This window comes from Mucilaginibacter sp. P5_A4 (assembly GCF_056400605.1).
Genome location: NZ_JBFUKX010000014.1, coordinates 69686 through 83413, shown reverse-complemented (window position 1 = coordinate 83413; position 13728 = coordinate 69686). Strand labels below are relative to the sequence as shown.

14 protein-coding genes are annotated in these 13728 nt (G+C 40.5%); 1 reads left to right on the top strand and 13 read right to left on the bottom strand.

The window, feature by feature from the left end; all coding sequences use genetic code 11:
- Window positions 1-27 precede the first annotated feature (27 nt).
- From AC1DQW_RS11085 to AC1DQW_RS11025, 13 genes are all read right to left on the bottom strand, one after another.
- Window positions 28-843 (bottom strand): SDR family oxidoreductase, encoded by an 816-nt coding sequence (locus AC1DQW_RS11085; protein ID WP_477454144.1) that lies wholly within the window; start codon window positions 841-843, stop codon window positions 28-30.
- The gene (locus AC1DQW_RS11080) at window positions 830-1663 is read right to left on the bottom strand and encodes a glycosyltransferase family 2 protein (protein WP_477454143.1); all 834 of its coding nucleotides are present in this window, start codon (window positions 1661-1663) and stop codon (window positions 830-832) included. Before AC1DQW_RS11080 ends, AC1DQW_RS11085 begins: the two co-directional genes overlap by 14 nt.
- 3 nt (window positions 1664-1666) lie before the next feature.
- A complete protein-coding gene (gene recR, locus AC1DQW_RS11075) occupies window positions 1667-2284 on the bottom strand; it encodes a recombination mediator RecR (protein WP_477454142.1) in 618 nt (205 codons plus the stop codon).
- Window positions 2285-2405: 121 nt separating this feature from the next.
- Window positions 2406-3260: an AMP nucleosidase gene (locus tag AC1DQW_RS11070; protein WP_477407711.1), complete on the bottom strand. Its 855-nt coding sequence runs from the start codon at window positions 3258-3260 to the stop codon at window positions 2406-2408.
- Window positions 3261-3402: 142 nt separating this feature from the next.
- Window positions 3403-4641, bottom strand: a complete 1239-nt coding sequence (gene clpX / locus AC1DQW_RS11065; protein ID WP_477454141.1) for an ATP-dependent Clp protease ATP-binding subunit ClpX — start codon at window positions 4639-4641, stop codon at window positions 3403-3405.
- A gap of 150 nt (window positions 4642-4791) precedes the next feature.
- Complete coding sequence (locus AC1DQW_RS11060) at window positions 4792-5523, bottom strand: ATP-dependent Clp protease proteolytic subunit (RefSeq protein WP_477416391.1); 732 nt, start codon at window positions 5521-5523, stop codon at window positions 4792-4794.
- Between the two features lie 407 nt (window positions 5524-5930).
- Window positions 5931-7286 carry a trigger factor gene (tig, locus tag AC1DQW_RS11055; protein ID WP_477454140.1) on the bottom strand — a complete coding sequence of 452 codons (1356 nt, stop codon included), beginning with the start codon at window positions 7284-7286 and terminating at the stop codon, window positions 5931-5933.
- Between the two features lie 114 nt (window positions 7287-7400).
- Window positions 7401-8378, bottom strand: a complete 978-nt coding sequence (locus AC1DQW_RS11050) for a c-type cytochrome (protein WP_477454139.1) — start codon at window positions 8376-8378, stop codon at window positions 7401-7403.
- A gap of 40 nt (window positions 8379-8418) precedes the next feature.
- Complete coding sequence (locus AC1DQW_RS11045) at window positions 8419-9141, bottom strand: head GIN domain-containing protein (RefSeq protein ID WP_477454138.1); 723 nt, start codon at window positions 9139-9141, stop codon at window positions 8419-8421.
- A 124-nt stretch (window positions 9142-9265) separates the two neighbouring features.
- Window positions 9266-9871, bottom strand: coding sequence for a GIN domain-containing protein (locus tag AC1DQW_RS11040; RefSeq protein ID WP_477454137.1), 606 nt, complete (start codon window positions 9869-9871; stop codon window positions 9266-9268).
- A 303-nt stretch (window positions 9872-10174) separates the two neighbouring features.
- Window positions 10175-10699, bottom strand: coding sequence for a hypothetical protein (locus AC1DQW_RS11035; protein ID WP_477454136.1), 525 nt, complete (start codon window positions 10697-10699; stop codon window positions 10175-10177).
- Between the two features lie 262 nt (window positions 10700-10961).
- On the bottom strand, window positions 10962-11699 hold the full coding sequence (locus AC1DQW_RS11030) for an SDR family oxidoreductase (RefSeq protein ID WP_477454135.1): 738 nt from the start codon (window positions 11697-11699) through the stop codon (window positions 10962-10964).
- A gap of 119 nt (window positions 11700-11818) precedes the next feature.
- Window positions 11819-12415, bottom strand: a complete 597-nt coding sequence (locus AC1DQW_RS11025) for a TetR/AcrR family transcriptional regulator (protein ID WP_477454134.1) — start codon at window positions 12413-12415, stop codon at window positions 11819-11821.
- A gap of 312 nt (window positions 12416-12727) precedes the next feature.
- On the opposite strand from AC1DQW_RS11025, the gene AC1DQW_RS11020 reads away from it, so the two are divergent.
- Window positions 12728-13669, top strand: a complete 942-nt coding sequence (locus AC1DQW_RS11020; RefSeq protein ID WP_477454133.1) for a hydroxypyruvate isomerase family protein — start codon at window positions 12728-12730, stop codon at window positions 13667-13669.
- The last annotated feature ends 59 nt before the right edge of the window (window positions 13670-13728 follow it).

Here is a 13728-nt window from a genome sequence, read left to right as displayed (position 1 = left end):
TTTTATATTTTTCTGAAGACGCATAAGCTATCTCAAAAGCGGATTCTTTTCCTTTGTAAAAACATTGTACACCATTTTATCTAAAAAAGCGGGTAACAGTTTACTTAACAGCACTGTAAGTTTCCCCTGCAAGGTCATAACAAGGGTGCGGGAGCGGCTTTCAATACCAGCAACAATAATTTTAGCAACCTGGTCAGATGTCATCATTTTATCTTCTTCCAGGGTACTTTCTCTTTGCTCTACCCCCTCTTTATTAAGCGCTGTATTGCGGATGTTTGATGCCGTAAAACCCGGGCAGGCAGTTAATATATGTACGCCGGTTTTAAGGTTCTCGACCCTTAAAGCATCCAAAAAACCATTCACAGCAAATTTTGACGCGGAATAACCTATCCGGCCCGGCAAACCTTTATAGCCTGCTATGGATGATACGCCTACAATACTTCCTTTGGTTTTGGTAATTTCGGGCAGGGCGTATTTTGTGCAGTACACTGTTCCCCAAAAATTAACATCCATGATAGATTTGAGTACTTTCAAATCCACATCCTTAAACAACGCTCGCATGGTTATACCTGCATTATTTATCAGTACGTCTATTTTACCAAAAGTTGTAAGGGTTTGTTTGATGAGCTGAGCGCAGTCGTCTTCAATGGTTACATCACATTGTATGGCTAAGGCCTTTGTTTGATATCGCCTTTCTATATCCTGTGTAATAACGCAAAGGGTAACATACTGGCGGGCCGCCAATACAACGATGGCTCCCCGTTTAGCACATTCAATAGCCAATGATTTTCCGATGCCGGATGATGCCCCGGTAATAACTATAACTTTATCATTTAACTTCATAAGCAGAAGGGAATAGCTGCGGTAAGCCCTCCACTTTAATTTCGGGCACCTTAAATAAATATTTGGTCGCGAAGATAATCATCGCACCATAAAATTCCTTAAGGTAACTCCAGCTAAATTTCATACTACCTTTACTGTTGAAGTTAATGATATATGTTTTGGGGAAATAGTAGTTTTTAAACCCGGCAAGCCTTATACGATAGCTCAGGTCGATATCATAACCATAAGTACGAAAGCGTTCATCAAACAGCCCGGTTTGATTAATAGCTTCTTTACGCATCAGCATAAAAGCGCCATTCACCACATCAGTTTCTGATGTTTGAAATTCCTCTACCCAATCCTTATGTTGTACATCTGTTAAACGCGATTTTGAAAAATGCCTGGCCAAACCTGTAAGCTTAAAAAACACTTCCCATGGCCTGGTGAAACCGTGTTTAGATTCTTTCAGGAACCTGCCATCGGGCGTTATCATACGCACGCCCAAACCGCCGGCATCTAAATGCATATCCATAAATTGCAGCGACTTCTCAATGGTCTTTTTGCCTGTAATTGTATCCGCACTGACCACTAAAATATACTCACCTGTAGTTTGTTTAATACCCTGGTTACAGGCCTTTGCAATACCCTCGTTGCGGGCGTTAGTTATTACCTTAACACCAGGAAACTCATTTTTAATCATATCTACAGATTTATCCGCAGATGCGTTGTCGATCACAAAAACCTCGTTTTCAACGCCCGTAACAGCCTCCATTAACGAATTAAGGGCAATCCTGAGCATTGCACAGGCATTGTGGTTTACAACTATTACGGATAGTTTCATATCTTACTTTGACAAGGAATTTTCATACGGAACACGTGTAGCAATGGATCGCCCTAAGGTGATCTCATCTACGTACTCCAATTCACCCCCAAAGGCTATGCCACGGGCTATAGTTGATATGGTAATATTGAAAGATTTTACTCTTTTATGAAGATAAAACAATGTGGTATCACCCTCCATGGTAGCGCTAAGGGCAAAAATGATTTCTTTGGTTTCGTTGTTTTTTAAGCGCTCTACCAAAGTATCAACCTGCAGGTCCGAAGGCCCTACCCCATCCATTGGGGATATTAAACCTCCAAGTACGTGATAAATCCCATTATATTGGTTGGTATTTTCAATGGCCATTACATCCCGGGTATCCTCAACCACGCAAATGAGGCTGTGATCGCGTTTGTGTGATGAGCAGATCTCGCAAACAGCATTATCGGATATATTATGACAAACAGAGCAAAACTGAATTTCATTACGGAGCTTGCTTATAGCAGTGCTAAACTGCTCAACATCCGGTTTATCCTGGTTTAGCAGGTGCAACACCAGCCGAAGAGCGGTTTTTTGGCCCACACCCGGTAGTTTAGCAAACTCGGCTACAGCATTCTCCAGCAACTTGGACGAAAAATTCATTTTGCGAAGTTAATAATAAGTAAGGAAGTCCGAAAGTCGGGGAAGTCTGAAAGAATAGATTAGGTTAGGTTAATGACAGCCAATCTTTTCAACCTCTCCACTAATCAACCATTCAAAAACCTTAAAACTTCAGGTGCTTAACAGTTAAGCCATTATTGATCAGTTGCTTTAACGATTCGATACCAATTTTCAGATGTGTTTCTACATATTGCTCGGTTACGGTTGAGTCACTTTCGGCGGTTTTTACACCTTCGGGAATCATCGGCTGATCTGATACCAGCAGCAATGCACCGGTTGGAATCTTGTTGGCGAAACCGGTAGTGAAAATGGTGGCAGTTTCCATATCAACGGCCATGGCGCGTAGATCCTTCAAATATTTTTTAAACACTTTATCATGTTCCCAAACGCGGCGGTTGGTGGTGTAGCAGGTACCGGTCCAATAATCGCGTGAGAAATCGCGAATGGTGGTTGAGATGGCTTTCTGCAGGGCAAATGATGGCAATGCAGGCACTTCCGGCGGCAGGTAATCGTTTGATGTTCCTTCGCCCCTGATGGCCGCTATAGGCAGGATAAGGTCGCCTACGTTGTTCTTCTTTTTAAGGCCGCCGCATTTGCCTAAAAATATAACCGCTTTGGGATGAATGGCCGTAAGCAAGTCCATCACGGTTGCTGCAACCGAGCTTCCCATTCCAAAGTTAATGATGGTAATACCATTGGCAGTAACGCTTTGCATTGGTTTCTCCAGGCCCATAATAGGCGCATTATCGTTCCATTGCGAAAACAGCTGTATGTATTTAGAAAAATTGGTTAATATAATATAATCACCAAAGGCTTCCAGCGGCCGGCCGGTATAACGCGGTAACCAGTTGGCAACAATGGCATCCTTGGTTTTTAACCCCGATTTTACCGGTGAGCCTACTTCTTTTACTACCGCTGCATCGGTAGGATTTTTTTTAACATTTAATTCTTCGTTCATATGCGTAATATTTTTGCTTTTAATCTCCAATGGCAGCCCTGAAGCTGCCTGTTGAAAATTTCTGCTTATACAACAAACCCCGGCGTTGCACCAGGGTCTGCATTTATTTTAATAAAGATAGCTATCGATTTTTACCGGTAGGTTAAGCTACTTTTAATTTTTTCAGATCTGATTTTTCAAATTTCTCGTGAGCATAATCCAATGTAATGTGCAGGCGTTTCACATCTTTTTTTGATGGGAACTCAAACATCGCATCAATCATAATGGCTTCACATATCGAACGTAAACCCCTTGCTCCCAGCTTAAATTCCATTGCCTTATCAACAATAAACTCTAGCACCTCATCTTCAAAATCAAGCTTTACGCCCTCATATTCAAACAGTTTTTTGTATTGTTTCAACAATGAATTTTTAGGCTCGGTTAATATGTTACGCAGGGCAGTCCTGTCAAGCGGATTTAAATAAGTTAATATTGGTAACCTGCCAATCAGTTCTGGTATTAAGCCAAATGATTTCAAATCCTGCGGGGTGATGTATTTGTACAGGTTTTTCATATCTACCTCGCCATCATCGCGCTTTAATTTGTAACCAACTGTTTGGGTACGCAGACGGTTCGCTATTTTACGGTCGATACCGTCAAAGGCTCCACCGCAAATAAATAGTATATTACTGGTATTAACAGTAATCATTTTCTGATCGGGGTGCTTACGGCCACCTTGTGGTGGTACGTTAACCATAGTACCTTCCAGTATTTTTAACAATGCCTGTTGTACCCCTTCGCCGGATACATCACGGGTGATGCTGGCGTTATCGCTTTTGCGGGCAATTTTATCAACCTCATCAATATAAACAATGCCTTTTTCGGCAAGGGTTACATCATAGTCGGCGGCCTGCAATAAACGGGTAAGGATACTTTCAACATCCTCGCCTACATAACCGGCTTCGGTTAATACTGTAGCATCACAAATACAAAACGGCACATTAAGTACTTTGGCAAGCGTTTTCGCAAGCAGGGTTTTACCCGTACCTGTTTCGCCAACCATTATGATGTTTGATTTTTCAATCTCAACCTCATCCTTGTCAATACGTTGATTAAGGCGCTTGTAGTGATTATATACGGCTACTGATAATATCTTTTTGGCATCGTCCTGACCAATAACATATTGATCGAGGTGAGTTTTGATCTCGTATGGTTTAAGCAAAGCCGGGGCCAAAGGCGAGGCTTTTACTTTACGCACCTTTAACTCCTCAGCTAATATTTCATTAGCCTGGTTAACGCACTTATCACAGATATGAGCGTCGAGCCCTGCAATCAACATCAGGGAATCCTGTTTACCGGCGCCACAAAATGAGCACCTGATTTCCTTACTGTTTTTATTCATCTGATTCCTTTACTTGATCAAAATTAGTTAATAGGACTGAGAAATCAAAGTAGTGAATGGTGAATAGCAAGTAGTGAGTGGCGAAAAGATTAAAAATATTAACTTCCATTCGTACCACTCACTATTTACGACTTACCTTTCACTTCTCACTTATACTTTTTTTCCTTTGCTTCCCTTTAAAATTTCATCTACCATACCAAATTCTTTGGCTTCTTCGGCTATCATCCAGTAATCACGGTCTGATGCTTCCCAAACTTTTTCGTATGATGCGCCGCTATGATCGGCAATTATCTGGTACAATTCTTTTTTCAGTTTAGTGATCTCATGATAAGTGATCTCAATATCTGATTGCTGACCTTGTGCACCGCCTGATGGCTGGTGGATCATTACCCTTGCATGCGGTAATGCCGCCCTTTTACCTTCGGTACCTGCGCATAATAATACGGCAGCCATTGAAGCGGCCATACCAGTACAAATTGTTGCTACATCATTTGATATGAACTGCATGGTATCATAAATACCTAAACCAGCATAAACCGAACCTCCGGGTGAATTGATATAGATCTGGATATCGCGTTTACTATCAGCCGATTGAAGGAACAGCAATTGAGCCTGGATAATGTTTGCAATATTTTCATAAATAGCATCACCCAGGAAAATAATGCGGTCCATCATCAGGCGCGAGAACACGTCCATCTGAGCTACGTTAAGCTGGCGTTCCTCTATAATATAAGGGGTCATGCCGGTTGGCAGGGTTGCAATACCGCTTGGCATATTGCTGCGCTCAACGTTCGAAATAAATTTATCTACGTAGATGCTGTTAATCCGGTGGTGTTTAACAGCGTAATTTCTGAATTCGTTTTTATCGATGTTACTACTCATGGTTTTTGTGTATATTAATTTTAGGTGTGCAGGCTTTTTTACCCGCGATAAATATAGTTTTTAGTTGAATACAATTTTAAAAAGATAGTTTGTATAAAGTAAAAATTATTTAGCCTCATGCTACCTCCTCTAAAGGAGAGGGCTTTGAAAGGCTATTTTATTAGTGAAGTGACCTTACTCTACCGTCATTGCGAGGCACGAAACAATCCCCGCCTACAGAGTAGCTTTGCAAATCCGATCTGCATAGTTTGGGATTGCTTCGTACCTCGCAATGACGCGTTTTTTATGAGTGCTTTTTATGCAATATGCTATTATACACCAAAAGCAACCTTGTGAGTTGCTTTTGGTAAATTATATATCGCTTCTTAACATCTCTCCGCCAACCGGCAGCGGAGATTTAGAGCGGCTTATTTTTCAGAAACCAATTTATTGAAATCGGTAAACAGGATATCTTGTTTATCCAAAGTGATCACACCTTTAATAAAGTCAAATACTCTTAATGCTTTTACTTCTTCAAATATTTTATTAGCATTCTCTTTGTTTTGCAGGTATTGAACAGTGTACTGCGCTAACTGATCTTCGGGGATCGGTTGCGGGCTGTACATTCTGAATTGCTGATCTAAACGTTGTTTAGCCAAAGCGAAAACTTCATCGTACTTAAGTTCGATTTTGTTATCAGTAATTATTTTATTTTCAATCAACGTCCATTTAAGGTTTTGAGCAAAATCATTATAACCACCTTCCAGTTCTTCTGCAGTCAGTTTTTCATTGGTAGCTTTTAACCAGCGTTTTAAAAATTCGTCAGGTAAATTAAAGTCAACTTTAGCAATGCTTACTTTGTAGATATCATCCTGCAATTTGCGTTCAGAATCCTGTACCATCATTGTTTCAAGCTCTTCGGTAATTTTAGCTGTAAATTCCGCTTCGGTTGTTACTACACCTTCACCAAATAATTTGTCAAAGAACTCCTGGTTCAAATCACCTTCCTCTAAACGGTTAACGTTTTTAACAGTTAACTGAAAGCTTGATTTTAAATCAGCCGCTTCATCTTCTTCTATCTTTAATAACCCAGCAACCTTAGCTGCATCGTTATCATAAGCTTTCTGAATATCAAACGTTAATACATCACCTTTTTTAAGGCCAATCAACGAAGCTTTAATGGTTTCATCCTTGATCTGGTCTAAACGCACAGATGCGGTATTGCTTATCCCACCCTCAAAAACACTACCATCCGGAGAAAGCTGAACCAATTCGCTGTAAAGCACGTCATCATCTGCCGATACGTCAGGATTTGTCATTTTGCCATAACTGCGGCGAATATTTTTGATACGTGAAGCCAATGTTTCCTCATCAACTTTGATCACATATTGGGTAACTTTATCTTTTGATGAAAAGTCGATATTAAACTCAGGAGCTAAGCCCAGCTCATAGTTAAATTCAAAATCATCGTTAAAATCCCAGTTATATTCCTTTTCGTTATCAAGCTTAGGTAGCGGCTGACCTAATACCTGCAGCTTCTGCTCGTCTATGTAATTGGTTAAAGTATCTTGTAATAAGTTATTGATCTCATCAACCAATATGCTTTTACCGTACATTCTTTTTATATGTGATGCTGGCACCATACCCGGGCGAAAACCCGGCAATTTTGCTTTTTTTGCGTTTTCCTTTATCGCTTTATCAACGCGTGGCTGATAATCTTCGGGGTTGATGTTGATCTTAACAACAGCATTCAGGGCATCTACTTTTTCCTGTGTAATATTCATCTTTCTACCGGGTATTTTAATTGATCTATTGAAACCGTAGACCGAAAATCAATTGCGGACTATACAAATTTCGAGGCGCAAAAGTATGAATTTATTTTTAATTTAAACGTCCATTTACTTCGCCATAAATTTCACAACCTGATTTTTAACCGGCTTAATAGTTTTAACATACGCATATATTGCTTCCAGATCGCCGGTTTTCATCCCCGCGTACTTATACCAAGGCATAATTGATTGAAATTCACCCGATTTTACACTAACCATTTTTTTGGCACTATCAGCATATAGCTTAAAACGGCTTACAAATTGTTCCTTGGTCCATGAACCAATACCTGTAGCTTTATCCGCCGTTATATTGTCCGACCGTACAATCCCTGATCCGGGTATAGTAAACTCCCTCCCACCGGCAAATTCAAGCCCGGCTATTATTTTACCCTGGTTTACCTGGCTATGGCAATCTTTACAGGCTGCAATGGTTACCAGGTATTCGCCGTACTTAAGGGTATCTTTTTCGCTGGGTACAATACCCAATGTTGCCTTTTGCGGCATGGTATGTACCAGTACATTTAACGGAAAATCAAGTTTACCCTCAGGATAATTTGTTTCGATAGGTTTAAGACTGCGCAGGTAGGCAATAACACTATACACATCCTCCCTGCTCATTTTTGAATAGCTTGGCCATGGCATCAGCGGGAATATAGCCGAACCATCCCTTTTAACACCGGTTGTAATAGCGCGAAAGAGCTCACCATCGGTCCAGTTACCTAAATGGTATGGTGTAATGTTGGGCACTTCTACATTGCCCGGAAAACCTACACTGGCATCAAACTTTTCGCCGCCTTTGCCTTCGGTACCCGTTATCATAGGGCCGGCAAATTTAGTCCAGTCGCGGGTGGAGTGGCAATCCATACATAAGGTTACATGGTTGGCCAGGTACTCGCCCCGCTCAATACGCTGCGGGGTGGCATCTACTTTAATATTAGCGGGGTCGCCAACATTTGGCAGGGCCAGCGTAATATACGATACGCCGCCAATTACAATTAAAATTACAGCTACTACAACGTAAGCTGTATACTTTAAAAACTTTTTCATGATAAGGTTATAAGGCTAAGGTTTTTACTTTCGGGCTACATCAATCAACCTTTTTTACAGTTGATGCTCCTGATTTATCGTTATTTACTGTTGATGGTGAACCCTTATAATCAATATCGGCAGCACCGCTTGAGTGTATATTTAATGTTTTTAATACGTTGATCCGGCAATGGCTTACTCCCGAGGTTTTGATCACATAATCGCCAACCACAAAATCAAAGGCATTGATTTTAGATACCCCGCTTGATTCTACATGATGTGATGCTGCCTGCCCGGTTAAATTCAGTTCGCTCATGCCACTGCCTTCGGTTATTACATTGGCGGCGTTCAGATCAAGGTTTATCCTGGTAGCGCCCGACAGGTCAAACTTAATATCGCCGGTATTTATTTTACCGATTGAAGAGACAGTTACCGCGCCCGATGCACCAATTTCTTTTAGATGACGGATCCCTACGTTAACCACGATACTATCTTCTTTGCAGAAATTCTTTTTAGATTTAATGGTTAACTGGTTCCCTTCAACAGATGTTGATACATATTTAAGCAGGTTATCATCGCCCGTAATGCTGATGGTTAATGAACTATCCTGTTTTAAATTAACTTTAAATTCACCAGAAATATCCAGTTTGGTAAATTCATTGGCCTTACGGTTTTCGGTAGTAATATTACCAGAGCCATGCACACACCTGAAACGGCATGATGAAAGTATACTTACCAATGCGATAGCAACAACCGCTGCAATATTTAAACCAAGCTTTTTCATAGTATTTCTTTTTTTAGACGCTGTTTATAAACAGGAAGTTACATCAAAAATAAAAAAAGCTACCGCATTTGAGCGATAGCTTTTCAAAATATATGATGGACTTTTGCAAAAGCTGGTTTTATAATTAAAGGACCGCTAAATCATTCTCGTTTTTAGCTATTGTACCATTGGTTACTTTATCATTGTATGTATCGGCAACAAAGTTATTGTTGTTTACACTTGATTGTAAGTTGTGGTTTAAGGTATACATAGTAGCTGTACCGCTAAGCTCAATTTTAGCATTGTCGCTTACGTTAACATTGGTATTGTAAGTTTCAAGTTTCAATTTAGCAGTTGCATTGTTGTGCAGATTAACTTCCAGGTCAATAGCAGATAAGTTACCAAATGATTTAACTTCGGCATTGTCATAAGCGCTGATGGCATGCAGGTCATTTGCTGTTACCCAAACTACCAGTTTTTCTTTGGTATATGATGCAATGCGTAATACACCTTTTGAGCTTTGTACCAATGCGCCTTCGGCATAGTATTTATTGTAAACCTTAACCTGGTCGGTTGTGCCGGCAGATACATAAAGCTCCACATTACCGCGGATCTCGATCTTGTTGATATTGCTTACATCGGTTAAAACGGTAGCAACAATTTTAGTATTTTTTGTAGATGCGAAAGTTGAGTTTGATAAACCGGTTACTAAAATTAATGAAGCAGCGATGGTAAATAATTTTGTTTTCATGATATTAATATTTTGATTGTCAAGTAATTGTATTGTTATATTTTTAAATACACCAATAAGACGCCCCCGTTTTTAAAACGTTACAGGCATTTTGGGCGAATTAGACGTACCCCCTGTTTTCCTCGGCGAACGGGGTGAAATCATCGGTGAATGGCGGGATTATTTTTGGAGGAGAGGGCGCAATAATATAACTATAGCTGTTTTATGAGCATACAGCTACCCGAAAACAAAAGTTTCTGTTATAATTTAGAAGAATAGCGCTGAACTGACCCTTAACCTGGGAATTGTTTATTAAAGATCTGCTTAAAAAGTTACACCCAATTGCAGGCCGGTAGTTACAGAAGCCGGCAGGTTATTGCCAAACCTTACCGGCAAGGGCACCGATACAAAAAAACCGGCATCCTTACCCTTAAAAACCACCTGGTTAAAAACCGGTGTAAACCCAAAACGGCCATTTGTTTCAAAAGCCATACGGCCAATAAAGGTAAAGCCATGTTTAAACCGAAACATGGCGCCCGGATGAAATAAAACAGAATTTACTTTTGATATATTTTTTTCTGTGCGGATTGCAGGCGCAATCTCAAAGCTCACACCAAAGCGGTCGCTTTTTAAAATATTAACTCCAAAGGGAAAGGCAATGGTGTAGACGTCAGAAAAATTGCTGGTGACCCCATCTTTATTCCAGGTTGCAACAGGATTTAAAACACTAAAGTAACCCGTAATTTTAGGATAATTTGCCGGTTGCTGTGCATGGCTGATTTTAGCGGCTCCTAAAATGAAGATTATAATGATTATATAAGGTTTGTATAGCTTTATAGGTAAATGCATGCGCAATACTATAAAAGCATCCCATGTTAAAATTGTATAAATTTAACTATTGGTATCCTTTTTACTTTTCGGATGTCTTTTTTATACCGGAAGGACTTTCCCCTGTCTGTTTTAGCTCGCTTAATCTGCCTCATATTAATTGAGCTAAAATGCATTTCCTAATACATAACAAAAAACTCAATTTTTGATATAACAGATGGATAAATAAAAGAGGGCGTTGTTTAAAAGCAACTTCCTCTTTTATTTACTATAGTTCTTTTATTTACCAGGGCAACTCTTCGCCCAGGTGGTAAAACTTACCGCTGGGGCCATCTTCGCCAACCAATGCCATTTCTACGCTGGTTTTTGCACCATCCGGAATTTCCATTGGGGCATGTTCTGTACCTATTTCTGTTTTAACCCAGCCCGGGTGTACCGAGTTTACTTTAATATTTGTACCTGTAAGTTCCTGTGCTAAATGCACTGTAAATACGTTTAAAGCTGTTTTTGAGGCATTGTACGATAACCTCTTGGCTGCATCTATAGGGCCGTTAGGAATAGAGTGAACGGTGAGCGAGCCCAATATACTTGATAAGTTAACAATACGGCCGCCCTCACTTTTCTTCAATAACGGTAACAAGGTATTAGTGAAGTAAACAACGCTGAAAAAGTTGGTTTCAAAAACATATTGAAATTCATCTGCGGTGGTTTCTACGTTCTTCTTTACAAACGCTGACTCTTTGGGGCCAACACCTGCATTGTTCACCAGAATATCCAGCTTACCAAATTTATTTTCGATATAGGCAGCTGCGGCTGCTCTGTCATCGGCATTGGTAACATCCAGTTGAATGCCATATGCCTCAATTCCCTGGGCTGTAAGCTGGGCTGCTGCTGCTTCGGCAGCGCTAATCTGGCGCGCGGCTACAATCACGGTTATTCCTTTTTCTCCTAATTGTTTGGCAGTTTCTAATCCTAAACCGCGGTTTGCGCCTGTTATTAAGGCTACTTTTTTAGTTGACATGATATTTTATTAAATGATGTTGTGTTAAATGATTACTTTATTGTGTTTTGTTTTTTTAGACTTTTTGGTCGTTTTTAATAATTAAAAAAAGGCCGTTCCCGACCTGAAGCATATCACTGCTACGCATACTTTAATTGGTAGCTTTTCAAATCAGCCTTCAACATTTTTATGAGCGTATGCATGTATTTTGTATTACCGGTAACCCTTGACATAACCATGCCGCCTTCCAGCATAGCGAAGATCTTTAATGCAAATTCTTCGGCATTAATTTCAGGCGACAATTCTTTATCCGCAACCCCTTGTTTAATTACGCTGATAAAACCTTGCTGGCCACCCTCAATAATCGCTTTAATTTTTTGTTTAATGTCCTGGTTGGTATCATCGCACTCTACACCAAAGTTTAATACCGGACAACCACCCGTTATATAGGAGTTAATTGGATCCTTGTAAATATCAATAACGGCCAAAAGCTTTTTTATGGCGGTTTTTTCTTTTGCCATTACCAAATTTACGTTGTCTGTCAACTTAGTCAGCAGGTAATCAACCATTACGGCGGCAATTTCGTTCTTGCTTTTAAAGTGACCATACAGGCCACCCTTTGCCATTTTAGTAGCAGCCAGGATGTCATCAATAGTAGTACCGGCAATACCCTTTTGGTTAAAGATAGGTGCAGCCTGCTCTATGATAAATTGCCTGGTTCTTTCTGCTTTGCTCATTGTGTTATTGATTAACAGAACAAAAATAGACCAAAAAGTCTAAAAATGAAATTATTTTCCAAAGTTCTTTTTGTTGTGACATTGGGATGAAGAAAGCGGAAAAATATTCATTTTTGTTTCGCGCAACGGATACAGAGACGCAAAGTAAGTGTACTTCACCACTTTGTCTTTATCCATAAATCCTTTGTCTATAAGTTCCTTCGTCCGAAGATCCTTTGTCCTTTGTCCGAAAATCCTTTGTTCATAAGTCCACAAATCCTTTGTCCTTTATCCTCAAAAACCTATCTTGCCTGCTCAAACCAATCCAAACCTATGAAACGCAGAAACTTTGTCCAAAGCTCGGTACTTGCAGGCGCATCATTACTTACAACAGGCGTTTTAAATGCAGCCACGCTTACCGGGTGTACCGATCCAGCCGGTGTAGCTACTACAGCCTCCGATAAACCATTCACCCTTAATTATGGCATCCATGATGGCATGTTTAAAAATCATGCAGGCGATGATTTTATTGAACAGATAAAATTTGCGTACGATAAAGGTTTCCGCTCGATAGAAGATAATGGTATGAGTCGCCGCCCCGAAGATCAACAGAAAAAAATAGGCGATACACTTGCCAAACTGGGTATGGCCATGGGCGTTTTTGTGCAGCCGGGCCTGGGTAATGATAGCAACATGCTGGCATCGGGCAAGGCCGACCAGGTTGAAAATTTCATAAACTCGTGCAAGCAAGCTGTTGAAATAGCCAAACGCCTCAACAGCAAACTGGTAACGGTAGTGCCCGGCGATTTTGTACGCAGCCTGCCCATTGGCGTACAAACAGGCAATGTAATAGAAGCCCTAAAAAAAGGCACCGCCATATTGGAACCGCATGGCGTTATCATGGTATTGGAACCACTGAGCGATAACCCCGACCTGTTCCTGCGTACACCCGACCAGGCCTACGCCATTTGCAAGGCTGTGGGCAGTCCATCGTGCAAAATCCTTTACGATATGTATCACGTGCAACGTAACCAGGGCAACATTATCCCTACCCTCGATTTAGTGTATGACGAAATTGGCTACTACCAGATTGGTGATAACCCCGGCCGTAAAGAACCGGGTACCGGCGAAGTAAATTACAAGAACATATTTAAGCACATTTATAGCAAGGGTTATAAAGGCGTTTTGGGTATGGAGCATGGCACAGCCGGGCAGGGCAAAGAGGGCGAGCTGGCTTTAATCAAAGCTTATAGGGAAGCAGATAGCTTTATGTAGAAAAAATGAGAATCAGATAATTTCCCGTCAATATTTCAGGATGTAAAATTCATGCATTA